Consider the following 24,464-nt stretch of genomic DNA (forward strand, 5'->3'; position numbering starts at 1 on the left):
CGCCGTTGACCTTCGTGGCCATCATCGCGATCTGGGCGGCGGCGGTGCGCCTCTTCGACATCCCAGCGTACGTCATGCCGGGTCCCGGGCTGGTCTTCTCACGGCTCGTCGAGGAATTTCCGCAGCTCTGGAGCAACTCGATCGTCACCGTGACGGAAATCGTCTGGGGCTTCGGATTGACGATCGTGACTGCGATCCCGGTGGGGCTCGTCATCGCGCTGTCGCCGCTTGCAAAACAGGTCGTTTATCCGCCGCTCATGTTTCTCCAGCTCGTGCCGAAGATCGCGGTGGCGCCGCTGTTCCTGGTCTGGCTTGGCTTCGGCATCGAGTCGAAGGTGCTGCTCACCGTCCTGATGACCTTCTTCCCGTTGCTGCTGGCCAGCGTCAGCGGCTTTCAGATTCTGGACAATCGTCTGCTCTATCTGACGCAATCCATGGGCGCGAGCTCGTGGCAAACCTTCCGTTATCTGCGCCTTCCCTCAGCGCTTCCGGTCATCTTCTCCGGCATCAAGACGTCCGCCACCATCGCCGCCACGGCCGCGATCGTCGCCGAGTTCGTCGGCGCGAACAAGGGCTTGGGCTACGTGCTGCTCCGGGGGACCAGCACGATGGACATCGGCCTGACCTTCGCGGTGATCGCCGTGCTGACCTTCATCGGCATTGCCATCAACTACATCGTCGAATTCGCCGAATGGGCGATGACACCCTGGCAGCGCGATAAAAACTGACGTCGAGAACGACAGAGCGATTGGCCCGATGTCGCCGTGGCCGATACCAACACCTTTGGAGACTAAGAAGATGCTTCGTTTTATCAGCCGTACGCTGGCCGCGAGCGCTGTGTCGTCAGCGTTGGCTTTTGGAGTGAGTGCCACCGCCGTCGCAGCGACGCCTGTCACCTTCCAGCTGAATTGGGTCGCAGGGGGATCGAATGCGGGGTTCGCCGCGGCGCTGACCGAGGGTTACTACAAGGAAGCGGGCCTCGACGTCACGTTGATCGAAGGCAATGGATCGGGCAATACGGCTCAACTCGTGGCCGCGAATCGCGTGCAGCTGGCCTACGCCGATGCCGTCGCGGTGAGTCAGCTCATCGCGAAGGGCGCGCCGATGAAGGTCATCTCGACGGTCTATCAATCCAATCCCAACGAAGTCTCGGCGTTGAAGAAGACGAATATCAACTCGATCAACGACCTCAAAGGCAAGAAGGTTGGCGTTCCGTCCGGTTCGTCTCAAACGACGATGCTGCCGCTTTTCCTGAAGGCGAACGGGCTGAAGGAATCGGAAGTGAATCTGATCAACATGCCGTTGACGTCCATGGTCCCGACCTTGTTGCAGGGACAAGTCGACGCAATTCTCGGATCGATCGATTCGTATCAGATCCAGCTGGAAGCGCAAGGCGCGCAGCTGACCAACTTTCGCTTCGCGGATTACGGCGTGCCGACCGTCAGCACGTCGATCTTCGCGAACGATACCTATCTCAAGGACAACAGCGATGTCGTCAAGAAGTTCGTTGCCGCGAGCCTGAAAGGCTGGAGCTTCGCGCTCGATAACCCGGCCAAGGCAATCAAGGATCTGAAGGCGGTCTTCCCGAATTTGTCGGAGAAGACGGCAACGGCGGAGCTTGCGGCCATCACGCCGCTCTTCTGCAGCGGCGGCGCGAAGTACGTGGGCAAGGCGGAAGACGCGCAATGGGTGAAGACGCAGGATCTGTTGTCGCAGGTCGGCTTGTTGCCCGCGGGTCGCGACCCGAAGTCGTATTACACGAACGACTTCCTTCCGCCGACGTCGGCCATGCGTGTTTGCAAGTGACTAAAGAAGTGACTAAAGGACTGTCATGACTGAACAGCGAAACATGGGACTGCGTTACTCGGACCTCGAAGTCGGATTGAAATTTCGCAGCCCCGGACGAACGATCACCGATGCGGACCTGGTCGGGTTCGCAGGTCTCACGGGTGACTTCTCCGAACTTCATACGAGCGATGTGTACGCGAAAGCCAGCCAGTTCGGCCGCCGCGTCGCGCACGGCATGCTCGGGCTCGCCTATGCGCACGGCCTGATGTGGGCGCGCACGGGCGAGCTGCGCGAAACCGCGATCGCGTTTCTCGGGATCAACGAATGGAAGTTCCTCAATCCCATCTTTGTCGGCGACACGATCTTCGTCGACTACGAGATCAGTGAGCTTCGCGAGAGCAAGTCGAGGCCGACGCAAGCCATCGCGACCTTCGATGTCTCGGTCGTGGATCAGGACAACCGGGTCGTTCAGAAAGGCAAAAAAGCCTTGCTGGTGTCCAAGGTTCCCCTTTCTGCTGTCGCAGCAAGTAGTTCGTCCGCCGCGAGCGGCGAGGAGCGGAAGTCATGAGTAGTCAGATTGCGGAACAGCGGGACGTTGCGACGAAGTCCGGCGTGCCGATCAGTATTCGACGCATCGCCAAGACCTTCGGCGAAGACAGCGACAAGCCGTTTCAGGCGCTCAAGGAAGTCAATATCGACATTCAGCCGGGCGAGTTCGTCTCCATCGTCGGTGCGTCCGGATGCGGCAAGAGCACCTTGATGCTGATGGTCGCGGGTCTGCTCAAGCAGAGTCAGGGCGAGATTCTGGTCAACGGCAAGCCGGTGACGAAGCCGATCACCGATGTCGGGATCGCGTTTCAGGATCACTTGCTGCTCGAATTCAGAACGGCGCTCGAAAACGTGATGCTGCAGGCCGACATTCGCGGTTTGCCGAAGAAGAAGATCGAGGCACGTGCAAAAGAACTGTTCGAGCAATTGCGTCTGACGCACGCGATGCAGAAGTATCCGCGGCAGTTGTCGGGCGGCATGCGGCAGCGCGTCTCGCTCGTCAGGACGCTGGTTCACGATCCGTCCGTCATTCTGATGGATGAACCATTCGGCGCACTCGACGCGCTGACCCGGCTTCAGGTCCGGATGGATCTCGAGGCGCTGTGGCTGCGTCGCCGCCCGACCGTCGTGTTCATTACGCACAGCGTGGAAGAAGCGGTGGGTTTGTCGGACCGCATCTTCGTGATGAGCCCGAATCCCGGTGAGGTGGTCGATGAAATCAAGGTCGATCTGCCGCGTCCGCGCCCCATCGTGCTCGGCGACGCGCCGGAATTTTCGGCTTACGTCGACCGCATCTACGGGCATTTCGAACGCATGGGCGTGCTGCATGGCATCGAGGTGCCCAAGGCCACGTCGGCGGCATCGTAAATCTGGTAATCGAAGGCAAAGCGACAGGACGACATGAGCACAGCAACGGAACACTTTAGCCGCCTGGTCACGACCGAGGTGAACGGTTTTATCGCCACCGTGGGGATCAGTCACGGGCCGCTGAATCTGGTCACGACCGACCTGTTGCGCGAGTTGAACGAGGCGTTCTCGGCTGTGTCCGCGATGCGCGATATCCGTTGTGTGATTCTGCATGGAAGTCAGTCGCGCGCCTTTTGCGCGGGCAGCGACATCAAGGAATTTGCGCGCATTCGCGAGCAGGCCAGCGAAAAGAAGATCCTTTTCGAAGACATGGTGCTGCGTCAACTGGCGCGCCTGCCGATGCCGACCATCGCGGCGATCGACGGCGCAGCGCTCGGCGGCGGTCTCGAACTCGCCCTGGCCTGCGATCTGCGCGTGGCGCGAAACGGCGTGGCGATGGGCCTCACCGAATCGCGTCTGGGCGGGCTCGCCGGTAGCGGTTCGCTGAGACTCACGCGCCTTGTCGGCCCGGCGCGAGCCAAGCTGATGTTGTTCACCGGCGAAACGATCGATTGCGCGCAGGCGCTGTCGTGGGGTCTGGTCGATCGCGTGACGGATGACGGAACCGCGCTCGATGCCGCGCTCGAACTTGCCGGAACCATCGCCGCTCGCGGGCCGGTGTCGAATCGCCTCGCCAAGGAACTCGTCGATGCCGCGCAGGATTTCCCGCTCGATGCGGGCTTGTCGATGTCGACCGTGGCGCTCCAGAAGATATTCGACAGCCGCGACCTGCATGAAGGTGTGGATGCGTTCTTCTCCAGGCGCCCACCTTCGTTCAAGGGCCATTAAGGGTAAGCCAAGATCATGAGTGAAATGAATCTGGAAATCGGCATGACCGGAAACGCGCAAGCGGCTGACTCGGCCTTGCTCGGCGACGGCGCGGTTCTCGTCTGGAACGATGTGGTATCCGAAGGCCGCGACAAGTTCTATGAATGGCATGACAAGGAGCACATCCCCGAACGGCTTGCGATTCCGGGCTTCCGGCGCGGACGCCGATATGTCCGCTCGGGTCACTCGCCCGAGTGGCTGACCATGTACGAGGCGGTCGATCTGAACGTGGTGGTGTCGCCGGCTTATCTCGAACGCCTGAACACGCCGACGCCCGCAACGGTCGATACGCTGCAGTACTTCCGCAATACCTCGAGAGCGGTATGCCGGATCGTGCATTCGGTCGGGTCGAGTAGCGGCGGTCACGTGCTCGCATTGCGTCTGGATGTTCCCGCGGCGCGGGCCGAAGCGATGAAGACATATCTGTGCACAGACGTGTTTCCGCGTGCCGCTGCGTTGACGAGTGTTGTCGCCTGCCATCTCTACATGGCCGATCAATCCGGCAGCCATATCGACACCGCCGAGTCGAGCACGCGTGAGTTCGACGTGCCCGCGTGGGTCGTACTCGTCGAAACCACCACACCGGAAGCGGCCGAAAGCGCCCGTGATCTGCTCGACGTACGGAAGCTCGAATCGCTCGGTGTGACGGTGCGTCCCGACGGCACAACGTATTCGATGGAAATCTGCCGGCTGGCCAATGCTCCCGGCGGACATTTGAACGCTGGACCACTCAAGAGAGACTGCGAATGAAACTCGTAAGACACGGGCAACCCGGCCAGGAGCGCCCGGGCATCATCGACGCGCAAGGTCAGATTCGCGACCTCGGCGACCATTGCAAGGATTTCGATCCCGCGTTTTTCGCGGCCGATGGCCTTCAGCAGTTGAAAGCGATCGACCTGCAGAGCCTTCCGGTCGTGTCAGCCGATACGCGTCTTGGGGCCTGCGTCGCGCAACCCGGGACGTTCCTCGCCATCGGGCTGAATTACGTGCAGCACGCCATCGAAACGAACGCGCCGATCCCGACGGATCCCATCATCTTCAGCAAGGCGCCGTCATGCGTGTCCGGCCCGAACGATCCGGTGCTCCTTCCCAAAGGGTCAACCAAGACCGACTGGGAAGTGGAGCTTGCCTTCGTCGTCGGCAAGCGCGCTCATTATGTCGACGAGTCCGAGGCGCTCGATTACATCGCGGGCTATTTCATCTGCAACGATGTGTCGGAGCGCGAGTTCCAGCTCGAACGAAGCGGCCAGTGGCAGAAAGGAAAGATGTTCCCTACCTTCGGACCCATTGGTCCGTGGCTCGTCACATCCGATGAAATCGCCGACGTGCAGAACCTCGGGCTCTGGCTCGAACTGAACGGCAAGCGCATCCAGAACTCGTCGACCAGCGACATGATTTTTTCGATCGCGAAGATTCTTTCCGACGTGAGTCAGTACGTGGCCCTGCTGCCGGGCGACATCATCACCACCGGCACGCCGCCGGGCGTCGGTCTGGGCATGAAGCCGGAGGCTTATCTGAAGCCCGGCGATGTCATGCGGCTCGGCGTGGACGGGCTCGGTGTGCAGGAACAGCGCGTTCTGCGTTGGGGCGAACAGTGATCGATCACGAAAGACTGGGCGGATCATGGAACGAATAACTGCAGACGAAGCGGCGAAGCTGATCGAGGACGGAGACGCGATCCTCATCAGCGGATCGGGCGGGGGACATTCGGTGCCGGAGGCGTTGCTTGCGGCCGTGGAGCGGCGCTTTCTCGAAGAAAGCAAGCCACAGGGACTCACGTCCGTCAGCGTAGTGGGCGTGGGAGACCGCGCGGCGCTGGGCGCAAGCCATCTGGCGCACGAGGGCCTGTTGCATCGTGCGATCACGAGCGCGCTGGTCGACTCGCCCGGTCTGGTGCGTCTGGCCGCCGAAAACAAGATCGAAGCCTACACGTTTCCTCAAGGCGTCCTTTCGCAATTGATGCGCGACATGGCCGCCGGGCGTCCCGGTCTCCTGACAAAGACGGGACTCCATACGTTTGTCGATCCGCGTCAGCAAGGTGCGCGACAGAGCCCGTGTACGCCAGAGGGTTTCGTCGAAGTCGTCGATCTCGCGGGCGAGGAGTGGCTCTTCTTCAAGCCGGTGCCTGTCAACGTCGCATTCCTTCGCGGGACGACGGCAGATGAAGATGGCAATGTCACGATGGAAGAAGAAGCGGTCCTGGGCGAAATGCTCGCGATGGCGCAGGCGACGCGCCGCGCGGGCGGCATCGTCATCGTTCAGGTCAAGCGGATGGCCAGGCGCGGAACCTTGCCGGCCAAGCAGGTGAAGATCCCCGGCATTCTGGTGGATTTCGTGGTCGTGGATGCCGAGCAGCGTCAGACCTACGCGACGTACTATGACCCGAGCTACTCCGGCGAACTGCGGATTCCGGTGGAAGGCATCAAGCCTTTGCCATTCAGTGCCCGCAAGGTCATCGTCAGACGTGCAGCGATGGAGCTTTTTCCGGGCGCGATCTGCAATCTCGGCGCGGGAATTTCGACGGGCCTGTCAACGATAGCCGCAGAAGAGGGTTTGCTCGACGCGGTCTATCTGACCAACGAACAGGGGATCATCGGCGGCGCGCCGATTACCGGAAGAGATTCCGGAGGCGGCCAGAATTTCGCCGCCATGATCGAGCAGCCCGCGCAGTTCGATTTCTACGATGGCGGCGGACTCGACGTCGCGTTCCTGTCGTTTGCCGAAGTCGATGCAGAAGGCAATGTCAACGTGTCCCGATTCGGCGACAAGATCATCGGCGTGGGCGGCTTCATCAATATCAGCTCGAACGCCCGATGCATGGTCTTCAGCGGGACCTTGACGGCAGGAGATCTCGACGTGGGCTGGGAGCAGGGCCGCACGATCATCAGGCAAGAGGGGCGGCACCGGAAATTCGTGCCGAAGCTCGAGCAGATCTGCTACAGCGCGTCGATGGCGCGCGCGAAGGGTCAATCTGCTTTCTTCGTCACCGAACGCGCGGTATTCACGATCGGCGAGCATGGGCTCGAATTGATCGAGATCGCACCGGGCGTCGATGTGGAACGCGACGTGATTGCGCACATGGGATTCAGACCGGCTGTGTCGAAGGCGCTCAAGGAAATGGATGCGCGAATCTTCAATCCCGCTCTCATGGGGCTTGGCGCGGACGTGCATGGCAAGGCACGGCGCTACCGATCCGAGCGCGTTGCGAAGTGGCATAATTCCCGCGATGGAGGCGCCCGGCGATGAGCGCGCTCACCATCACGGGAAAGACCCGGTTGTTTTGCATCGTCGGGGACCCGATTGTTCAAGTGCGATCGCCGCAGGTGTACACCGAACAGTTCGCGGCCGCCGGCATCGATGCCGTTCTGGTCCCGATGCAAGTGCCCGCCGACCGATGTGCGGAGATCATTCCGGCGTTGATGGCCCTGGGCAATCTCGATGGCTTGCTTGTCACGGCGCCCTTGAAAGCGCGCGTGGCGGCATTCGCGGATCGCCTCGGCCCGACGGCCTCCTGCATTGGCGCCGTCAATGCGTTGCGGCGCGAGGCCGACGGTTCCTGGACAGGCGACATGTTCGACGGCGAAGGCTTCGTTCGCGGTCTTCTTGCGAAGGGCGCGCGTGTTCGCGGCCGGCGCGTGCTGCAGTTTGGCGCGGGCGGCGCGGGAAGCGCTATCGCATGCGCGCTTGCAAACGCCGGCGTGCAATCGATTCGTATCGTCAATCCGGACCCGCGGCAGACGCAATCGCTCATTGCGTCGCTGGCGAAGGCGTTTCCCGAGTGCGATGTGCAGGCCGCAAGCGACGATCGCAGTGATATCGACATGATCGTCAATGCGTCGCCCGTGGGCATGCGTTCTGGTGACGGACTGCCGGGCGATCCGGGTGCGGTGACGTCAGACACGTTGTTCGGCGATGTCGTCCTGTCCTCGACGCCGACCGCCTTCATTCAGGCGGCGCTCGATCATGGATGTCGGTGGGCGGATGGCCGCGACATGCACTCCGGCCAGATCGACGCCATCATGAACTTCTTCGTCGCACGCACGTAGTTTCTTTTTTTGACCGGTAATCTTATGGCTCATATTCCCGCAGAGCGCTGCCTCGACATCATCGAATTGCTCGCGGACGGTGCTGTTACGATGCCGCTCGGTGAGATCGCAACGCGACTGGATCTGCCGAAGAGTGGTGCCCATCGATTGCTCGCGACTCTGGTCGATCTCGGATGGGCCGAACAGGACGCGGAGACCGGTTTTTATCGACTCTCGATGCGGCTGGCCATCCTGGGGCAGCGATTTTTCGTCGCCACCGGCATTCCGGATATTTGCCAGCCGCTGGTCGATCGTCTGGCAGGCCAGTCCCGCGAGTTTGTGCGGTTGGCGGTGGTCGACGGATCGTCGTTGACATGGGTCGCGCACGCGCAGGGCGCAACGGGCGGGCTGCTCTATCAACCCACGCTGGGCAGCAACACCGTTCCGCTGCACGCGACGGCCACGGGCAAGGCGTGGCTCGCTACCCTGGCCACCGAACAAGCGGCGGAGAATGTGCTGCGTGTCGGATTCGGCGATGCCGAGAAGTACGGCCCGAACGTCATCCGTTCGCTGGACGCGCTTCTGCAAGAGATCGAGGCGACGAGGAATCGCGGATACGGAATCGCGGTGAACGAAGGCGAGCCGGGCGTGAGCGCGATAGCGGCGGCGATTCGTCCACCGAGCGGCGGCCCCGCGCTGGGCGTCGTCAGCGTGGCGGGACCGAGCGCGCGCATGACGGAAAGCCGTATCGCCGAGATGGCCCCGTTGGTCATGCAGGCCGCGACGGAACTCGCGTCTTTCTGGCCGCTGCGTACGCGTCCCAGCAAGTTGGCGACCGCGAGCAATATGATCGCTGCGTGAGGTAGCGGAAGCTGTCTCATCGAAGCGTTCGCTAAAGCGTGAAACTTGGCGAACGTGTCAGCCATATGTGCGAGACCATTCGGCGACTCGCTCGGAGCGATAGCGTCGCTCCTTGCGCGACATGTCCTCGACGAGACCCATGAGGCCAGTGCCGAAGAGTCGCACGTCCATCTCCCGCACATCGGAAGCAACGGGCGTCCTGAATGCCATTTGCCCGAAGATATCGCGCTCGAGATCGATGCCCGGCGCGATCTCGATCAGTTCAAGGCCCGCCTCTCCAGCCCGGAACACGGCCCGCTCCGTCACGAACAAAGCGGAGTTGCCGCGTTGTCTAGCGAATGCAGCGCTATAGGAAATTTGCTCGAGCGCGCTGACGAACTTGCGATGCTGTCCTTCCTGAACGACAGTCGCGCGGCCATGCGTCCATTGCACATCCAGCCCGCCGGCCGTGAACGTGCCGCTGAAAATCACGCGTTTCGCGTTTTGACTGATATTGACGAAGCCGCCGACCCCGACGATCTTGTCGCCGAAGCGGCTGATATTGACGTTGCCTTGCGCGTCGACTTCCGCAAAGGAGAGAAAGGCGAGGTCGAGGCCACCGCCATCGTAGAAATCGAACTGTGATGTCTGCTCGATCATGGCGGCGAAATTCTGCGCGCCGCCCGAGTCACGGCCCGTGATGGGCGCGCCGCCAATCAGCCCTTGTTCATTCGTCAGCACGACGGCATCGAGCAAGCCTTCTTCGGCCGCGACGGTCGATAGGCCTGTCGAGACTCCGGCGCCGAGATTGCAGATAGCGGACGGATACAGTTCCATCGCTGCCCGTCTCACGATCACTTTGCGCGGACCGAACGCAATAGGCTTGATCTCGGCAACCGGCACGCGCAATTCGCCCGAATAACTCGGATCGTAGTAGGTGGCGTAGGTCTGTCGCTGTTCCGCCTCGACCACGACGAAATCCACCAGAATGCCCGGGATCTTTACTTGCTTCGGCGGCAACGTGCCGCTGCGTGCCATTCGTTTCACCTGCACGACGACCACGCCTCCGGCACGGCGCGTGGCCTGTGCCATCGCGAGCATTTCGCCCAGCACGGCCTCCTGTTCCATGGTGATATTGCCGTCCTCGTCGGCTGTCGTGCCACGGAGAAACGCAACATCGATGGGAAGCGGTTTGAAGCGAAGCCACTCTTCGCCGTCGAGATGAATGAGTTCGACGAGTTGTTCTTCCGTCCTCGGACTTTGCCGGCCACCTCGCTGGCGAGGATCGATGAAGGTATGCAAGCCCGTCTTCGTGATCAATCCAGGCCGTCCCCCGGCCATTTCGCGCATGAGTTGCGAGAGGACGCCTTGCGGCAGCGTGTAGGCCTCGATCAGATCGTTTGCAGCCATCTTCAACAGGCCCGGCGAGTCGATGAGCGCGCCCGATATGGCGCGCCTGATCAGCCCGACCTGTGCGAGATGATCGGCGCCCAGCGAAATGCGGTCTCCGATGCCTACTACGCTGATCGATGTCAGGTCGCGCGGCTGTTGTTCGTTCCGGAATCGCTGTCCGACTGCCGCGAGCAATGCTTCGGGTACGGCATGTCCTGCGCCCGATCCGCTGATCAGTAGAGTGTCGCCCGTACGCACCAGGCTCGCGGCTTCGTCGGAGGTGATTCGTTGCATGGCGTTTCTCGGATTCGGACTGAGGGCGGGGCGTGCCTGCCCATTATAATGTAACCGGTCTCATTATGACTTCACAGTTGATGACGCTCCATCAGGGTAATCTCGGAAAAAGTGCATTACTTGTCGGGAATGTAACGGCTTCCGCGCACCGATGTCTCATGGAACAGGTTTCCCGCGAGCGGCTTCAAGGATTGCGTACCAGTCTTCGCGACTCAACGTGATGCGAAGACCGTCGAGCGCCTGCTGCAACGACTCCACGCGTCGGCTACCCACGAGCAGGTAGGGCGCACAGGGAAGCGTGAAGATCCACGCATAGACGATCGAAACCCAGGAGGATGCGTTGTATTTCTCCGCCAGCGTGATCAGCTCGCGGCGCAGCAGGAGCGCGAGTTCGTCGGTCTCGGAGAAAAGACGTCCGCCTCCGAGAGCAGACCAGATCATCGGCGACACCGCCGCCGATGACAGCGCGGTGAAAACGTCATCGTCCAGTGCCTGAAGTTCAAAAGGGGAGAACTCGATCTGATTGGTCGCGAGCGGTACTTTGGCGCGAAGGGAATCGAACTGTTGCGTCGTGAAATTCGAAACACCGAACGCGCGAATTTTGCCCTGCCGTATAAGGCTTTCTGCCGCGTCGGCGATCTCGTCGTTGTTCGCCAGATGGTCCGGGCGATGAATGAGAAACAGATCGAGATGATCGGTCTTCAAACGCTGCAAGGAGCGCTCGACTGACGCTTGCAGATAGGCGCGACTCGTATCGTAGTGCTTGACCCCGACGGCACCCGCAGATGAACCGCGCGGCCTGATTCCCGCTTTGCTGACGATCTGCATGCTGTCGCGTAACGACGGTGTCTGCGTCAGCGCATCGCCGAACAGCGCTTCGACCTCGCCGCCGCCGTAGATGTCGGCGTGATCGAATGTCGTGACGCCCAGCGCCATGCTTTGCTGCACGTAGCGATTAAGCTCCGCGGCGGACATGGTCCACTCGCGAACGCGCCACATTCCGGCTACAACCTTTGAGCAGCCGATAGCGGCTAATGTGTCCGGGCTTCGCTTCTCGGCAGGTGCGCTTGCCTCGTCATTCATTTGACCTCCTGGTGTATGCATGCGGTTTCAGGATGAAGCTGGGTAAGCGTTACTCTAAGGTTGCTCACACAACGCTGGAAAAATTGGCAGCGTAGGGAGATTCCTTGGGGATGGATGTTCCGTATTATGTCGTAAAATGATACCGGTTACATTTTGCCGTCTGTCTTGTCGGATCTGAGGTAGAAAGCATGCATTCTGAAGTTGTCGGATCTCCCGAATCCAGCGGACCGTGGTATCGAGACATCACGGCGTCGCAATGGCGAGTGCTCGTGGCGGCGTGGGCGTGTGGGTGAACGACGCGCTGGATTTTTTCTGGCGATCACGTTCGTCCTCAGCGACATTGCACGCACACGCGGTGTGTCGCTGGATCGGCGGCCTTGCATTCGGCGGATTGAGCTATTGAAGGCTCGCCGCGACGAACGACAGTTGTGGCTCGACTGCTGACCAACACGGAAGCGTTAATGACGCAAACCGTTCAGCGACGCACCATCAGACCGGGGTCGGTCAGAGCCGGACCCAAGCCGTCTGGCTATTCCAGACCCCTCGCCTCATCGCAGTCAGCACGCAGAAGCATGACAGCCCACTTCTTCACCAGAAGCCGAGCAACTTCCACCAAAGGCTGCCGACCACCGCGAAGATCAGCAACTCCACCACACACATCACAAAACCGACGCGCCACCACGTTCCCATCGTGACATAGCCGCTACCGAAGATGATCGGCGACGTGCCCGTCGCATAGTGGGTCAGCGTCATCATGATCGCCGAGCCGGCCGCCATCATCAGCATGAACGGCGCCACATATCCGGGTGGTATCAGATGGACCCCGACCGTCAGGAAGGCGAGCATCATCGCACTGATGTGCGCCGTCGTGCTGGCGAACAGGTAGTGTGAAAAAACGAAGGCCAGTACCAGGATCGTGGCAGTCGCGCCCCAGCCGATGCCACTGGCAACGATCGCGCTCTTCATGGCTTCCGAGAACCAGGTGATCACGCCTTGCTTGTTCAGTTGTTCGGCCAGCATGATCAGCGCACCGAACCACACGAGCGTGTCCCAGGCGCTCTTCTCCGACAGCACATCGTCCCAGTCAATGGTGCCGGTGATGATCAGCAGAAACAGGCCCACGAAGGCGACCACGGTCGGATCCAGGATGAACGACGGACCGAACACCATCGCCGGAACGTCGGCCCACAGCAGCAGTAGCAGCGCGAAGGTCCCCAGCATGACTCTTTCCTTCGGTGACATGGGGCCCATCTTCGCCAGTTCGCCGCGTGCATACGCTACCGCGTTCGGTGTGGCATGGAGCTGCGGCGGCGCGAGCGCATAGATCACGAGTGGCATGACGAGCAGGCATAGCACGCCGGGCAACAGCATGCACAGCGCCCAGCTCGTCCAGGTCAGATGCAGGCTCTGGTTGGTCGCCTTGGCGATGTAGTCCACCACCAGCGGATTGGGCGCGGTGGCGGTCAGGAACATGGCCGAGGTGATAGGGTTGGCGTGATAGTTGACCATCGCGAGGTAGGTGCCGACCTTGCCCTCGGTGCCCTTGGCCGGATCCGAGTCGAACGCGTTGGCGATCGACTTCATGACCGGATGCACGATACCCCCGCCGCGCGCGGTATTGCTTGGTGTGAACGGCGCCAGCACCAGTTCACAGACGGCCAGGCCATAGCCGATGCCTACCGTGCGCTTGCCGAGCAGCGAGATGAATATCAGACCGATGCGGCTGCCCAGCCCGGTCTTCTTCAGCCCGCGGGAGATCAGGATGGCCACCACGATCAGCCAGATCAGCGGGCTGTCGAAGGCGGTCAGCGCATCGGCGATGGCCCCCTTGGACGAGGTCGACGTCACCTGTGACAACGAGAGAACTACGATCGCCATCACCGCCATGACCCCGATCGGCATGACCTTCAAAATAATCGCGACGATTGTTGTCAGAAATATGGCGACGAGACCCCACGCCTTGGGCTTCAGTCCCTCGGGCACGGGTAGCAGCAGCAGGGTTACCAACACGGCCGTTGTGATCAGCGCGGGACCAAGCCGGAACGGCACAACGCTGTTGAAATAGCGGAACGTCGCTTTTAGTCTCGTGAACATTCTGCGATCCTTCCCGGAATAGTTGGCGCGTCCGCTGGAACATAGTTTAGAGAGGACCGTTTGGCAATGAGCAGCTTGCCTTTCCGATGCTGCTGTGGCGGGGACCGGACCACATCCAGATCTGCAACGATGCTTACGCGCTCATCCTGGGCGCCATGCATCCCCGATGTGCCTGGTCCGCCAGTGGACGTGCTGTTTAGTGGTGGGCAAGCCACCTGGATGGACGATATCGAGCTGATCGTTCGGCGGCACGGCTTTGCTGGACGATGTGAGCCGAGCTTAACGAAGCATTCCTTTACGGTTAGTATCAGGTTCGTTAAGGTTTCGATATGTCGCACATTCGTCTTACTCTTTCGCTATTGGCGTGCACTGCAAGGCGAGTTTTTCCCGCCTCAGTTTTTCGCGTCGCGAAACTCCCATCCGCTACGCTGTGTTATAAGTGGTCGTGCCCTTCGCTCCAGATCTATGCGTTTCCCGTATTTCAACGTGGAGAACTACGATGCAACGACGGAACTTCGTGCTCAAGTCGACCGCCGTCCTGGCGCTGGGCGGCCTCGCGCTCGCCGGCTGCACGGCGAACAGAAACACAGGAGCCGAACAGGCTGCTGGCGCTGCTGATCTGCGCCGCTCCATCGACGCCGACGCCGATGGCACCTTGCAGCGTCTCTATTCCACGGTAGGCGGCTCGCGCGAACTGGTCGCGAAAGCGAGCGGCGTACTCGTATTCCCGTCCGTGCTCCAGGCCGGCCTCGTGGTCGGCGCGCAGTATGGCAAAGGCGCGCTGCGCGTGGGCGGTCATACCGTCGGCTATTACAGCACCACTTCAGGCTCGCTCGGCCTGCAGGCGGGCGCGCAATCGAAGGCGCTCATCTTTTTGTTCATGACGCAGGACGCGCTCAGCAAATTCCGCAACTCCGACGGCTGGTCGGCCGGTGCGGATGCATCCGTGGCGCTCGTCAGGATGGGTGCGAACGGCATGGTCGACACCACCACTGCAACCAAGCCGGTCCAGGCGTTCGTGCTGACCAATGCCGGGCTGATGGCCGACGCCTCGCTTCAAGGCACGAAGATATCGCGCCTGACCGAGTGACGCGTTGCGCAGGCTGCGGCGGCATGTGACGTAACCCTTCGGTTACGTCGCATCCGTTGCGCGAAATCTTTTACGGCTTTCGAGTTCTCTCGTGACTGGAGAGCTTGCTCGCGTCGATATCCTGCGAAGCGAGACGCAACTCGAAGCGTCTCAGTGCGCGACGACGAAGGACTTATGCATGGCCGTCGCGTAGCGTCCCGGCTCTAGCTTCAATGACAGGCGCTTCGTCGTATGCGCTCCATCACGCTCGATGCCTCGGGCAAGCGAAACCGATGGCGAATGTTATGGGCGCGACGGCGAATTCACCGCACCGTTCATCAATATACTGCGGGCATGCCTGCAGGACGATGTTTGAAGCGTCGATGCACCCAGTAGTACTGGGCAGGGAATTTGAGTATCTGGCTCTCGAGAAACGCATTCATGCACCGCGCATCATTCGTGTCGCTTCCCGATGGGAAATCACTCAGCGCTGCAAAAACGGTCAGCTTATAGCCTTCGAAATTCGGTAGTACTTCAGTGACGAATGGCACTACGCGCGCACCGCCCATTTTTGCCAATCGCGAAACAGAAGTCAGGGTGCACGCAGGGATGCCGAAAAATGGCACAAACACGGAGTTTTCGATGCCGTGGTCCATGTCTGCGGCAAGCATGACGGGTTTGCCTCCCTGGAGGAGTCGCACGATCTTCTTCGCGCTCGTCGAACGTTCGATCATCTCGGCGCCGAATCGGCCGCGCTGCCGCCGGGCCAAATCGCAAAGACGCTTATTCGACATGTGCGTATATAACGAAGCAGCGGGCATCTTCAGTGAGTAATGCAGGCATCCGACTTCGATACCGACGAAATGGAATCCCATGAAGATCGTAGGCGGGGCATTCACGTCGTCGAGATCGATCGCGCTTTCGATCTGAACGAGTTTGTTGATTTTTTCGGCGCTACCAAACCATTGAACGCCGCGTTCGAGATAGCTCCGGACAACATGCCGAAAGTGATCTTTTGCAAGCTCATCGCGCTCATGTTCCGACCTTGCGGGAAAGCACAAGTGCAGGTTGACAAGAACGATATGTTTGCGGCGGCTGGGAAGCGCATACAAGGCCGCGCCGACAGCGCTTCCCAGCCTCGCGACCCACTTGTAGGGAAGTATCGCAAGCGTTCGAAGTAGCGCGACGACGATAAGATGACCGAAATGTTTCACTACCAGCTCCAATGCGGCGAACGGCACATATCTGGGCGGGTGTCCGAAGACGATTGCCTTCCCAGCGGCACGTGCTGTGATTTAGTCGGCGCCTAACAGGTGTACCCATCTCCCTGCGGCGACCGTGCGTGACTCGTTACTGACTTTGACTCGTCGGGTTGAGCTGATGAGCCGACGAAGCCTGTCGATCGTGGGGCTCAGGGCGTGGCCTGATCTGATTCGATGAGGAATCGCTATTGCGATATTGGAGCGACGGATGTTCCGTCCGTTGGCGTCTGCGGAGGCGGAACTGCTGTTGCCGTATCGTTCGCGTTTGTCCAGGACGGCCCCGATGCGGACTGCGTGCTAGCGGTGGGGTGCTCACCACCAGCGGCCGCGTTAGCGAATGCTCGACGAAATGAAACGTATCGAACGAATGGTGGCGAATATGCTGCTAATAACGGCTGAACTCGCCTGCGCAGAGCCCTCGTCCCGAATCAACGTCATGCGAACGACCTTGAGGAGTTTAACGGTAATCGTCGGGAAGACCGCCTCGGATGTGGTTACAGTGTGTTACGCGATATAAGCGATTGATGAATTCCACCAGTTGGTCCGCTCATGCGTTTTACGCCCTTGCCCTGACGGTCATCTTCTCGAAGCATTGGCATGTGACCGCTGAGGGGCTGAAGCGATCCGGTCCAAACGGTTCAGAAGCTCGGTGGCGTGCTTCTCGAGCGGGTAGGGCAGATCTGGATCGACGAGAATCGTCGCAATACGCTCTCGCCAATAGTCCGGTTGCAACACCGCATTATGCTGAGTGCGATATTCATCGGCCATGCGCTCGAGCTCCAGAATCATGGCCCGGATGTGCGCCAATTCCTGCTCCTCACGATAGTCGCGTGACATAAGCGTCTCTCGTCCGTGTCTGTGATGGTCAAACCGCGTCTCGGCTATGCCCGCAACGTCCGATTCGGGAACCGTGGCTCCGCGCCCGAGAGCGCCCTCGAGCGGAGCGATCGTACCGTGCCACTTCTAATGGCGGTGGTGCGATTCACGACATCGCCATGTCTCTTGAAAGGGCTCTTGCCACTTTCTCATATCATGCCGCCGACGCTGCTCCCGCCGATAATGCTGGGCGATCAAGACTGTCGCGACCAGCATCACCGCAATGCCGATGACGATCGGTATCCATGACTCGCTCATTGGAATCTCCGAATGCGCAATTGAGATTGTCACGATTGCCCTGGAGCGCGCAGTTAGATTGTCGCTTAACTGGATGACGCTCCCGAAGCATGTGCATGCGCGTACCGTTGTTCACTCTGACCGCGCAACTCTGCACGAGGCAACCGGCCAAACCATGCCGAGCCGTCTCGCCAGCGCATGGCCGGTTGCGGTAACACGTGCCTGACCTGATTTCTGCGCGATCGTATCGATGCATGCGAGGCCACGCTGGGCCAGTGCCCGAAAATCCAGCGAATCGATCTGGACTTGGGCAGGTGATCGAATAAGGCGAATCAGCGTCGCGAGTTCGTGAGGCGTCAGCGTCTGGTCCATGTCGCGGGATCTAGCGTCCAAAGCGCTACCGAGCTGAAATAAGATGAACCAGTATGACGTTCGTGCCCCGCGCGCACAGGCAAGAAAGCAATACACGTTGTGTAGGGGAATCAATACAAAATCAGCGGGCCTTCAATTTAGCCGCTCAAACGAGCAAGCCGTACTCGAGCGCGTAGCGCGCCAATTGTGCATTGCTCCTCAAGCCGATCTTTTGGCAGATTCGCGCTCGATACGTCGTGACGGTATTGGGACTCAGGTGCAGTGTGGTCGCGATATTGGCGAGGCTTTCGCCGCCCGCGATCAACTTCAATACTTCCAGTTCGCGGTCGGACAGCGTTTCGTGTGCCGGTCCCAGTGCCTCGCCGACATGCTGGGCGAAGCGTTCCGCGAGAGAGGCCGTGATGTATTTGCCGCCTGAGTGAACCTTGCGCACGGCGGCGATGAGGGTTTCGGCAGACACACTCTTCGTGAGATAACCCGCCGCTCCATGCTTGATTGCGCGCAACGCATACACCTCTTCGGCGTAGATGCTGAGCATGAGCACCGCCAGCGTGGGTTGTTGCGCCCGCAACGGCCTCACCAGTTCGAGCCCGTTGCGGTCGGGCAGCGCGACATCCACAAGTGCGACGTCGAAAGACTGAGTCCTGGCGAGCAGCAGGGCATCGGAGGCAGTCTGTGCTTCTCCGGCAACCTCGATGTCGTCGCTGGTTCCGAGCATCAGGCGAACGCCGTTGCGAACGACCGCATGATCGTCGACCAACAATACTCTGATAACGGATTCAGCCGTCATACAACGTCTCGAGAGGTAATCGCAGGCTCACCGTGGTGCCCATGCCGGGCGCGCCCGCAATGGTAAGCGCGCCGCCGAAGTGTCGCGCACGCTCGTGCATTCCGGCAATGCCCCAGGAGTGTTGGCCGAGCAGTCGCACGGCATCGATGCCCTTGCCGTCGTCGCAGACCTCGAAGACGGCGAAGGCCTCGTCGCATTGCGCCCGCACGACCATCGATTTTGCCTGCGCATGCCGGACCGCATTCGTCAGCGCTTCCTGGATGATGCGAAAGAGCACAGTGCCGAGTTCAGGACCGACCTCGGATGCGCTCAGCCTCGGATCGATCGTCAGCGAGCACGGCAATCCAGTCTGTTTTTCGATCTGTTCGATATACCATTCGAGCGCCACCCAGATACCGAGGTCGTCCAGCACAGTCGGACGCAATTCGGTGATCACACGGCGGACGGTGTCGAGTGCGTCATCGGCCAACCGTGCGGCATCGACCAGTTGAGGATCGGGCGCGCTGCCTTCGCGTCGCGCGCGATCGACTGCTACCGAGACATATGCCTTGATGCCGGTTAAAACGCTACCCAGTTCGTCATGAATCTCGCGGGCGATCCTCTTGCGCTCGTTCTCCCGGATTCGGTGCTGGTGAGCGCTGAGCTCGCTGAGTGCACGCTGAATGTCTGCTCGACGCGCGATCTCCAGTTCGAGTGCCTTCGTCTTGTGCTGCCACGCCGCGACAGCCAGCTGATAGGGCACGGCGTCATCGGCCGTCGCAACGAAGGCTTCGGGCGGCAAAACGGAGTCATGGGCTGAGCAAATTGCGTGAAACGCGCGCGCCTCTTCGCTGCCTTTGAATACGCGTGTGGGATAGGCGCACAGAAGCGAGAATGCATGTTTGCGTGCGAGATCGTTCCACAGTTGCTCCAGACGCAGCGCCGCCCCGGACTCTCCGCGGGCGCACAGGATGGCGACCATCTCGCCGAATGCGCGGACGGGAACCTTGCCGTTCCCGGAGAGCGTGTCGATCAGCGTGCCCAGGACAGACTCGCAGCGAGTGGCGTTCGGCCATCCTTCGATCAGCAATGTGTCCAGCGTAGCTTCGGCATCGAGCCAGACGACGTCAGCCGGACTCGTGGAGAGCGATGCGAGATCCCTGGATTTGCCGAGCACCCGCTCGATCTCCTCGCGGTGCGCACGGGTGACGATGACGAGAGTCGGTTCGCCAGCCTGGGCAGCCTCATGGATAAAGTTGGCGACGCGTTCACACAGAAACCAGTCGTTCTCGTAAAACTGCACGGCATGATTGCACATCGAATGGTCCTCGCCGCTTTGCACCTGGACGTTCGCCGTCGGTATCGGCGATGCGACCGATCTTACCATTCGTGTACGTGACCGAAAACGTGCCGCTTCGCGTGTAGCTCGGCCTCGTCCATGACAGCTTCGAGTCGAATCCGGATACGCAATAGAAATACCATCCTTAAGCTTGTCATAAGCAACCGTCACGCAGGCTTGGCATCCCGACGGCGCTATGGACCTGAAGCATATGGCTCAACTGCATGTTGTCCACCTGCTCTTTGCCTGTGCCGCCGCGTTATCCGCACTGTGCTCCGGCATCGGTATCGTGTACACCGTGTCGGCGGGCTTCGTTATGCGACGTTTCTTTTCGCGTCCAATAAGTGCGGCCGTTTGCTTCCCGGCGGTTACCATCATCAAGCCGTTGCATGGCGCCGAGTGGCAGCTATTCGAGAACTTGACGAGCTTCGTGGAGCAAGACTATCCGGGAGCGGTTCAATATGTCTTCGGCGTCCATGACGAAGGTGATGCCGCGTTAAAAAGCCTCGACATATTGCGGGCGCGTTTTCCTGAGAAAGATATAACGGTCGTTGTAGACGGCAGGGTGTACGGGCCCAACCGGAAAATTGCCAATCTTACGAACATGCTGGATCGTGCCGAGCACGATCTGCTCTGCTTTGCCGACAGCGACGTACGTGTAAGACCCAGCTTCCTGCGCGATGTCGTCGGTGCGCTACAACAACCCGGCGTCGGTCTGGTCACATGCGCCTATCGTGGAATGTGTGCGCCCGGGTTCTGGCCTCGGGTCAGCGGCGCCATGACCGACTATCATTTCTTGCCCGGCGTAGTGACTGGTCTTTCGATCGAACGCGCGCGACCTTGCTTCGGCCAGACGATTGTCATTACGAGCGCAACACTGCAGCGCATCGGTGGTCTCGCGCAGTTTGGGCATCATCTCGCGGAGGACCACGCGATTGGCGAAGCAGTCCGCAGCAGCGGTTTTGCAGTCGCAATTCCGTCTTTTATCGTGCGTCACGCCTGCGTGGAAACGACGTTCTCCCAACTGTTCGCGCACGAGTTGCGATGGAGCCGCACGATTCGCGCTGCGGACAGGATGGGGCATCTCGGTGCTATCGTGATGCATCCGTTTCCGCTTGCATTGATCGCCATGTTCTTTTCTTTTGGCAATCTGCTGGCCTGCGGGTTGGTCGCGCTGACACTCATCGTTCGCGCACTGTTGGTGTGGCAAACGGATCGCTCGACGGGAGAGCGCTGCGGCAACTTCGCATGGTTACCGCTCTGGGACGTCCTTCAATTCACGATCTACCTGTCGAGTTTCCTCTCGTGTCGCGTGTTATGGCGTGGACAACGCTTCGATGTCGACGAAGACGGTTTGATGTCGTGTGTTCAACCTGACCCAGGGCTGGAATGATCATCGATTCGACATCTAACGTTCGTCCTGGACAGGACGTTCTCAAATGAAATTTTTCGGGTCCTTTGCCGCGTTGCTCGGCCTGGTGATCGCAGGGTGGCTCATCTGGCGCGATGACCCTGTAGCGATCCTGCATTTGCTGGAATCGGGCGGCGCAGGGTTGCTGCTAGCCGCGCTCGTACATAGCATTCCGATGCTACCGAACGCCTGGGATTGGCGCCTGCTGATCCGCGATGCGGAGCGGCCCTCCTTCGGGACCATGCTCAAGCTCGTCTGGATTCGCGAGTCGATCAACGGACTACTGCCCGTAGCGCGAATCGGCGGAGAGATCGTTTCATTTCGCCTGCTCGGCCGTGTCGGTGTGCGTCCGGCAACAGCCGTGGCGAGTCTCGTCGTCGACATGCAACTCACGTTGATCAGCCAGGTCGTCTTTGCACTCGTAGCCATCGGCTATGTGTTGGGGCAGACATCATCGGATGCCGTGCGTCTCGCGGGAAAGTTCGCGTGGGGGCTTGCCGGACTCATGCCAGTGCTCTTGCTATTCGTGCTCGTGCAGCATGCACGGCCGTTTGAACGTGCCGCGCGAACCCTCAACAAGGTCACCAGTGGAAAGGTCTACACGCTGGTCGGGAAGTCAACGCGAATCGATCAGTCCATCAGATTGATCTGGCGGCAGACCGGCATAGTCGTGCGTTATTTGTTCATCTGGCAAACGCTGCAGTGCCTCGGCCTGGCGCTGGAGATTTGGGTAGCATTGCGCGTGCTTGGCTCGAATGCAAGCTTCGCGACAGCGTTCGTGTTAGAGGCGCTGATTCAACTCGTAAGCAGTGTGGCCTTTGTCGTGCCGGGTAACATCGGTGTGCAGGAGGGCGGCTTCGTTCTGATCGGCGGCATGTTGGGTATTGATGCCCCCACGTGTCTCGCACTCGCAGGTGCCCGACGCGTGCGCGATCTTCTGTTCTTTGTGCCAGGACTTGTTTTCTGGCAGGCGGCCGAGCGTTCGTTCGGCGCTCGGCGCTCAATGGCTGCGAAGCAGGGCAACGCGAACGCGAAGTAGTCCCGTAACGGCGAATTTCACGTCGTTCGTCGCGACGCAGTACATTCATTAGCAGCAGCTTTCATGCGCTAGCATCCATGATTACGCCAGCGCTACGAATCACTTGCAGATAGGTGGCCGTATCGCCGACAGCAGCCGTGGCTTGCTCTGCAAGTCGCCACATACGTGAAGACTTTTCGGCATTCGCCATCATCGTTTCAAGTGCATTTGAATCGACGAACCCGCGAGCAGTTGCTACCTCCAGAACAGTAGTCAAAACGCGGCGGGCCGCCGCTCGAGCATCGGCCGACGCCAAAGGGGCGCGATATACAAGAAAGCCGGCCATCAATAGAAATTCGGCTGGGCTGATATGCCGACCGTTGCCAACGGGCACACCGTCCGTGTCGTCTCGAGTTCGCCTCATCCGTCGTCTCCCGATTCAATACACTGAGCGAGTGAAGTCACGCGCGTTAGCGTCGATCTGCTTTTCGCCGTCGTTGCTGCTTTATCGGATCAACTGACGCCTCCTGCCAGTATGAGACAAATCATGTGAGCAGTCGAACTTCTCGACACGCGAAAGCGTTCTCGTTTCGGTCGAGCCGATGCTTGGCATAACTTTATGTTCGAGCGTTTGCAATTTATAAGGCGGGAGTCGTAGTATTCTTTAGCGTCCCGCCACATTCCAATGTTCTCACCGGCGAGCGTGGCGTCCACTAGCCACTGTCCGGCACAGTTTTGTGAAAGCCTGAAGCAATACGAACATCACCAGAACCCGGCGAGTCTGTCTGGGTGACCGATCCCTGCAAGCGGACTGTTATCTTTGAGGGCATCAATGAAAACACTGTTTCTACAGGCACCTTCCTTCGATGGCTTCGATGGCGGAGCAGGCTCACGTTTCCAGACGAGACGCGAGATTCGGTCATTCTGGTATCCGACGTGGCTCGTCCAGCCTGCAGCACTGGTTCCGGATAGCCGCGTTGTGGACGCTCCCGCAGATGGCCTGTCTTTGGATGCGACACTGGATATCGCTCAGGAATACGACCTGGTCATCATTCATACGAGCTCGCCGTCGTTCTCAAGCGATGCGCATTTCGCGGAGCATCTGAAACAACGCAAACGCAGCATCCTGATCGGAATGATCGGGGCAAAGGTAGCCGTCGATCCTCATGGCTCGCTTGCTGCGAGCGATGCGATCGATTTCGTATGTCGGGAAGAATTCGACTTCACGTGCCGCGACATCGCGCAAGGCGTTCCGTTCGAGTCGATTCTCGGTCTGAGTTATCGGTTGCCCGACGGTGGAATCATGCACAACGAGGCCCGACCGATTCTTGAGGACATGGATCAACTGCCGTTCGTCGCTCCCATCTATAAGCGCGACCTCAAGACTGAGAACTACTTCAGCGGATACCTCAAGCATCCCTATGTTTCCCTATACACAGGCCGGGGCTGCAAGTCGCGGTGCACATTTTGCCTCTGGCCGCATACGGTCGGGGGGCATCGCTATCGCACCCGCTCGGTGGATAACGTCCTCGAAGAAGTGAAATGGATCAGAGACAACATGCCCGAAGTGAAGGAGATCATGTTCGATGACGACACCTTCACCGATCTCAGGCCGAGGGCCGAGGAGATCGCTCGCGGCCTTGGCAAGCTAGGGGTGACGTGGTCCTGTAACGCGAAAGCGAACGTGCCGTATTCAACCCTCAAGGTGATGAAGGAGAACGGGCTGCGGCTTTTGCTAGTGGGCTACGAATCGGGTGACGACCAGATTCTGGTCAATGTCAAAAAGGGGCTGCGGACCGATATGGCACGCCGCTTCAGTGATGATTGCCGGAAGCTCGGCATCAAGATCCACGGCACATTCATTCTTGGGCTTCCGGGAGAAACACAAGAGACGATACAAAAAACGATCCAGTATGCGAAAGAGATCAATCCGCACACGATCCAGGTATCGCTCGCCGCGCCGTATCCGGGGACGGTTCTTCATAAGCAAGCTGTCGAGAACGGGTGGCTGGAGAAAAGCAAAGTTATCACGCTTGTCAATTCCGCCGGCACTCAGCAATCGGCTATCGGTTATCCGCACCTGTCGCGCGAAGAGATTTTTCTTGGCGTCGAGGAGTTTTACAAGCGCTTCTATTTCAGACCCACAAAGATCTGGGAAATCGTGCGCGAGATGCTTGTGAGTTGGGAGATGATGAGACGACGCCTGCAGGAAGGGGTGGAGTTCTTCAGATTCCTCCGCGACCATAGGGCGTGAAGCGCGGTACTCCGGCGCGTGTTCTTGGAGCGCGACAGGTTGACGCCGCCGCACTCCT

The 24,464-nt window shown here is 59.8% G+C and carries 23 protein-coding genes; 14 read left to right on the forward strand and 9 right to left on the reverse strand.

Features of this window, described 5'->3' with window-relative positions; all coding sequences use genetic code 11:
* Positions 1-14 precede the first annotated feature (14 nt).
* The 10 genes from PQR08_RS10080 (at position 15) to PQR08_RS10125 (ending at position 8,957) form a co-directional block, all read left to right on the forward strand.
* Positions 15-728: an ABC transporter permease gene (locus PQR08_RS10080; protein ID WP_238211820.1), complete on the forward strand. Its 714-nt coding sequence runs from the start codon at positions 15-17 to the stop codon at positions 726-728.
* A gap of 133 nt (positions 729-861) precedes the next feature.
* Positions 862-1,806: an ABC transporter substrate-binding protein gene (locus tag PQR08_RS10085; protein ID WP_250487397.1), complete on the forward strand. Its 945-nt coding sequence runs from the start codon at positions 862-864 to the stop codon at positions 1,804-1,806.
* 25 nt (positions 1,807-1,831) lie between these two features.
* Positions 1,832-2,356 (forward strand): MaoC/PaaZ C-terminal domain-containing protein, encoded by a 525-nt coding sequence (locus PQR08_RS10090; RefSeq protein ID WP_250487398.1) that lies wholly within the window; start codon positions 1,832-1,834, stop codon positions 2,354-2,356.
* The gene (locus PQR08_RS10095) at positions 2,353-3,204 is read left to right on the forward strand and encodes an ABC transporter ATP-binding protein (protein ID WP_250487399.1); all 852 of its coding nucleotides are present in this window, start codon (positions 2,353-2,355) and stop codon (positions 3,202-3,204) included. The genes PQR08_RS10090 and PQR08_RS10095 overlap by 4 nt, the downstream gene beginning before the upstream one ends.
* 33 nt (positions 3,205-3,237) lie before the next feature.
* Entirely contained in the window at positions 3,238-4,032 is a 795-nt protein-coding gene (locus tag PQR08_RS10100) for an enoyl-CoA hydratase/isomerase family protein (RefSeq protein ID WP_250487400.1), read from the forward strand.
* 15 nt (positions 4,033-4,047) lie between these two features.
* Complete coding sequence (locus PQR08_RS10105; RefSeq protein ID WP_250487401.1) at positions 4,048-4,821, forward strand: hypothetical protein; 774 nt, start codon at positions 4,048-4,050, stop codon at positions 4,819-4,821.
* Positions 4,818-5,669, forward strand: coding sequence for a fumarylacetoacetate hydrolase family protein (locus PQR08_RS10110; RefSeq protein WP_250487402.1), 852 nt, complete (start codon positions 4,818-4,820; stop codon positions 5,667-5,669). Before PQR08_RS10105 ends, PQR08_RS10110 begins: the two co-directional genes overlap by 4 nt.
* A 25-nt stretch (positions 5,670-5,694) precedes the next feature.
* Positions 5,695-7,317 (forward strand): acyl CoA:acetate/3-ketoacid CoA transferase, encoded by a 1,623-nt coding sequence (locus tag PQR08_RS10115; protein WP_250487403.1) that lies wholly within the window; start codon positions 5,695-5,697, stop codon positions 7,315-7,317.
* On the forward strand, positions 7,314-8,117 hold the full coding sequence (locus tag PQR08_RS10120) for a shikimate dehydrogenase family protein (protein WP_250487404.1): 804 nt from the start codon (positions 7,314-7,316) through the stop codon (positions 8,115-8,117). The genes PQR08_RS10115 and PQR08_RS10120 overlap by 4 nt, the downstream gene beginning before the upstream one ends.
* 24 nt (positions 8,118-8,141) lie before the next feature.
* Complete coding sequence (locus PQR08_RS10125; protein WP_238211829.1) at positions 8,142-8,957, forward strand: IclR family transcriptional regulator; 816 nt, start codon at positions 8,142-8,144, stop codon at positions 8,955-8,957.
* Between the two features lie 57 nt (positions 8,958-9,014).
* On the opposite strand, the gene PQR08_RS10130 is transcribed toward PQR08_RS10125, so the two are convergent.
* From PQR08_RS10130 to PQR08_RS10140, 3 genes are all read right to left on the reverse strand, one after another.
* The gene (locus PQR08_RS10130; RefSeq protein WP_250487406.1) at positions 9,015-10,622 is read right to left on the reverse strand and encodes an acyl CoA:acetate/3-ketoacid CoA transferase; all 1,608 of its coding nucleotides are present in this window, start codon (positions 10,620-10,622) and stop codon (positions 9,015-9,017) included.
* Positions 10,623-10,778: 156 nt separating this feature from the next.
* Positions 10,779-11,705, reverse strand: coding sequence for an aldo/keto reductase (locus PQR08_RS10135; RefSeq protein WP_250487407.1), 927 nt, complete (start codon positions 11,703-11,705; stop codon positions 10,779-10,781).
* Positions 11,706-12,293: 588 nt separating this feature from the next.
* Positions 12,294-13,799 (reverse strand): DASS family sodium-coupled anion symporter, encoded by a 1,506-nt coding sequence (locus tag PQR08_RS10140; RefSeq protein ID WP_238211832.1) that lies wholly within the window; start codon positions 13,797-13,799, stop codon positions 12,294-12,296.
* Positions 13,800-14,298: 499 nt separating this feature from the next.
* Between PQR08_RS10140 and PQR08_RS10145 the strand changes: the two genes are divergently transcribed.
* Positions 14,299-14,889, forward strand: coding sequence for a BPSL1445 family SYLF domain-containing lipoprotein (locus PQR08_RS10145; protein ID WP_187603461.1), 591 nt, complete (start codon positions 14,299-14,301; stop codon positions 14,887-14,889).
* A 317-nt stretch (positions 14,890-15,206) separates the two neighbouring features.
* Here PQR08_RS10145 and PQR08_RS10150 read toward each other — a convergent pair whose 3' ends face one another.
* From PQR08_RS10150 to PQR08_RS10170, 5 genes are all read right to left on the reverse strand, one after another.
* A complete protein-coding gene (locus tag PQR08_RS10150; RefSeq protein WP_187603460.1) occupies positions 15,207-16,082 on the reverse strand; it encodes a lipid A biosynthesis lauroyl acyltransferase in 876 nt (291 codons plus the stop codon).
* A 624-nt stretch (positions 16,083-16,706) separates the two neighbouring features.
* On the reverse strand, positions 16,707-16,967 hold the full coding sequence (locus PQR08_RS10155) for a hypothetical protein (protein ID WP_238211834.1): 261 nt from the start codon (positions 16,965-16,967) through the stop codon (positions 16,707-16,709).
* Between the two features lie 408 nt (positions 16,968-17,375).
* A complete protein-coding gene (locus PQR08_RS10160; protein ID WP_250487409.1) occupies positions 17,376-17,615 on the reverse strand; it encodes a hypothetical protein in 240 nt (79 codons plus the stop codon).
* Positions 17,616-17,760: 145 nt separating this feature from the next.
* Positions 17,761-18,405, reverse strand: coding sequence for a response regulator (locus tag PQR08_RS10165; protein WP_250487410.1), 645 nt, complete (start codon positions 18,403-18,405; stop codon positions 17,761-17,763).
* On the reverse strand, positions 18,395-19,702 hold the full coding sequence (locus PQR08_RS10170) for an MEDS domain-containing protein (RefSeq protein ID WP_250487411.1): 1,308 nt from the start codon (positions 19,700-19,702) through the stop codon (positions 18,395-18,397). The genes PQR08_RS10165 and PQR08_RS10170 overlap by 11 nt, the downstream gene beginning before the upstream one ends.
* 232 nt (positions 19,703-19,934) lie before the next feature.
* Here PQR08_RS10170 and hpnI point away from each other — a divergent pair, with 232 nt between their 5' ends.
* Together hpnI and PQR08_RS10180 are read left to right on the forward strand one after the other, a co-directional pair.
* Positions 19,935-21,116 carry a bacteriohopanetetrol glucosamine biosynthesis glycosyltransferase HpnI gene (gene hpnI / locus PQR08_RS10175; RefSeq protein WP_238289597.1) on the forward strand — a complete coding sequence of 394 codons (1,182 nt, stop codon included), beginning with the start codon at positions 19,935-19,937 and terminating at the stop codon, positions 21,114-21,116.
* Positions 21,117-21,162: 46 nt separating this feature from the next.
* Complete coding sequence (locus PQR08_RS10180; RefSeq protein ID WP_250487412.1) at positions 21,163-22,173, forward strand: lysylphosphatidylglycerol synthase domain-containing protein; 1,011 nt, start codon at positions 21,163-21,165, stop codon at positions 22,171-22,173.
* A 61-nt stretch (positions 22,174-22,234) separates the two neighbouring features.
* On the opposite strand, the gene PQR08_RS10185 is transcribed toward PQR08_RS10180, so the two are convergent.
* On the reverse strand, positions 22,235-22,576 hold the full coding sequence (locus PQR08_RS10185; RefSeq protein WP_408161271.1) for a hypothetical protein: 342 nt from the start codon (positions 22,574-22,576) through the stop codon (positions 22,235-22,237).
* A 408-nt stretch (positions 22,577-22,984) separates the two neighbouring features.
* Here PQR08_RS10185 and hpnJ point away from each other — a divergent pair, with 408 nt between their 5' ends.
* The gene (gene hpnJ / locus PQR08_RS10190) at positions 22,985-24,406 is read left to right on the forward strand and encodes a hopanoid biosynthesis associated radical SAM protein HpnJ (protein WP_250487414.1); all 1,422 of its coding nucleotides are present in this window, start codon (positions 22,985-22,987) and stop codon (positions 24,404-24,406) included.
* Positions 24,407-24,464 lie beyond the last annotated feature (58 nt).

Origin of the sequence: Caballeronia jiangsuensis (assembly GCF_046030135.1) — a bacterium.
Classification (GTDB): Bacteria; Pseudomonadota; Gammaproteobacteria; order Burkholderiales; family Burkholderiaceae; genus Caballeronia; species Caballeronia jiangsuensis.

Bases quoted from the DNA above. Each gene is read 5' to 3' on its own strand.
- PQR08_RS10185 (WP_408161271.1), bottom strand. From the start codon at position 22,576: ATGAGGCGAACTCGAGACGACACGGACGGTGTGCCCGTTGGCAACGGT.
- PQR08_RS10155 (WP_238211834.1), bottom strand. From the start codon at position 16,967: ATGTCACGCGACTATCGTGAGGAGCAGGAATTGGCGCACATCCGGGCC.
- PQR08_RS10160 (WP_250487409.1), bottom strand. From the start codon at position 17,615: ATGGACCAGACGCTGACGCCTCACGAACTCGCGACGCTGATTCGCCTT.
- hpnI (WP_238289597.1), top strand. From the start codon at position 19,935: ATGGCTCAACTGCATGTTGTCCACCTGCTCTTTGCCTGTGCCGCCGCG.
- PQR08_RS10115 (WP_250487403.1), top strand. From the start codon at position 5,695: ATGGAACGAATAACTGCAGACGAAGCGGCGAAGCTGATCGAGGACGGA.
- PQR08_RS10120 (WP_250487404.1), top strand. From the start codon at position 7,314: ATGAGCGCGCTCACCATCACGGGAAAGACCCGGTTGTTTTGCATCGTC.
- PQR08_RS10110 (WP_250487402.1), top strand. From the start codon at position 4,818: ATGAAACTCGTAAGACACGGGCAACCCGGCCAGGAGCGCCCGGGCATC.
- PQR08_RS10100 (WP_250487400.1), top strand. From the start codon at position 3,238: ATGAGCACAGCAACGGAACACTTTAGCCGCCTGGTCACGACCGAGGTG.
- PQR08_RS10165 (WP_250487410.1), bottom strand. From the start codon at position 18,405: ATGACGGCTGAATCCGTTATCAGAGTATTGTTGGTCGACGATCATGCG.
- hpnJ (WP_250487414.1), top strand. From the start codon at position 22,985: ATGAAAACACTGTTTCTACAGGCACCTTCCTTCGATGGCTTCGATGGC.
- PQR08_RS10180 (WP_250487412.1), top strand. From the start codon at position 21,163: ATGAAATTTTTCGGGTCCTTTGCCGCGTTGCTCGGCCTGGTGATCGCA.
- PQR08_RS10140 (WP_238211832.1), bottom strand. From the start codon at position 13,799: ATGTTCACGAGACTAAAAGCGACGTTCCGCTATTTCAACAGCGTTGTG.
- PQR08_RS10095 (WP_250487399.1), top strand. From the start codon at position 2,353: ATGAGTAGTCAGATTGCGGAACAGCGGGACGTTGCGACGAAGTCCGGC.
- PQR08_RS10105 (WP_250487401.1), top strand. From the start codon at position 4,048: ATGAGTGAAATGAATCTGGAAATCGGCATGACCGGAAACGCGCAAGCG.
- PQR08_RS10090 (WP_250487398.1), top strand. From the start codon at position 1,832: ATGACTGAACAGCGAAACATGGGACTGCGTTACTCGGACCTCGAAGTC.
- PQR08_RS10135 (WP_250487407.1), bottom strand. From the start codon at position 11,705: ATGAATGACGAGGCAAGCGCACCTGCCGAGAAGCGAAGCCCGGACACA.
- PQR08_RS10125 (WP_238211829.1), top strand. From the start codon at position 8,142: ATGGCTCATATTCCCGCAGAGCGCTGCCTCGACATCATCGAATTGCTC.
- PQR08_RS10130 (WP_250487406.1), bottom strand. From the start codon at position 10,622: ATGCAACGAATCACCTCCGACGAAGCCGCGAGCCTGGTGCGTACGGGC.
- PQR08_RS10170 (WP_250487411.1), bottom strand. From the start codon at position 19,702: ATGTGCAATCATGCCGTGCAGTTTTACGAGAACGACTGGTTTCTGTGT.
- PQR08_RS10145 (WP_187603461.1), top strand. From the start codon at position 14,299: ATGCAACGACGGAACTTCGTGCTCAAGTCGACCGCCGTCCTGGCGCTG.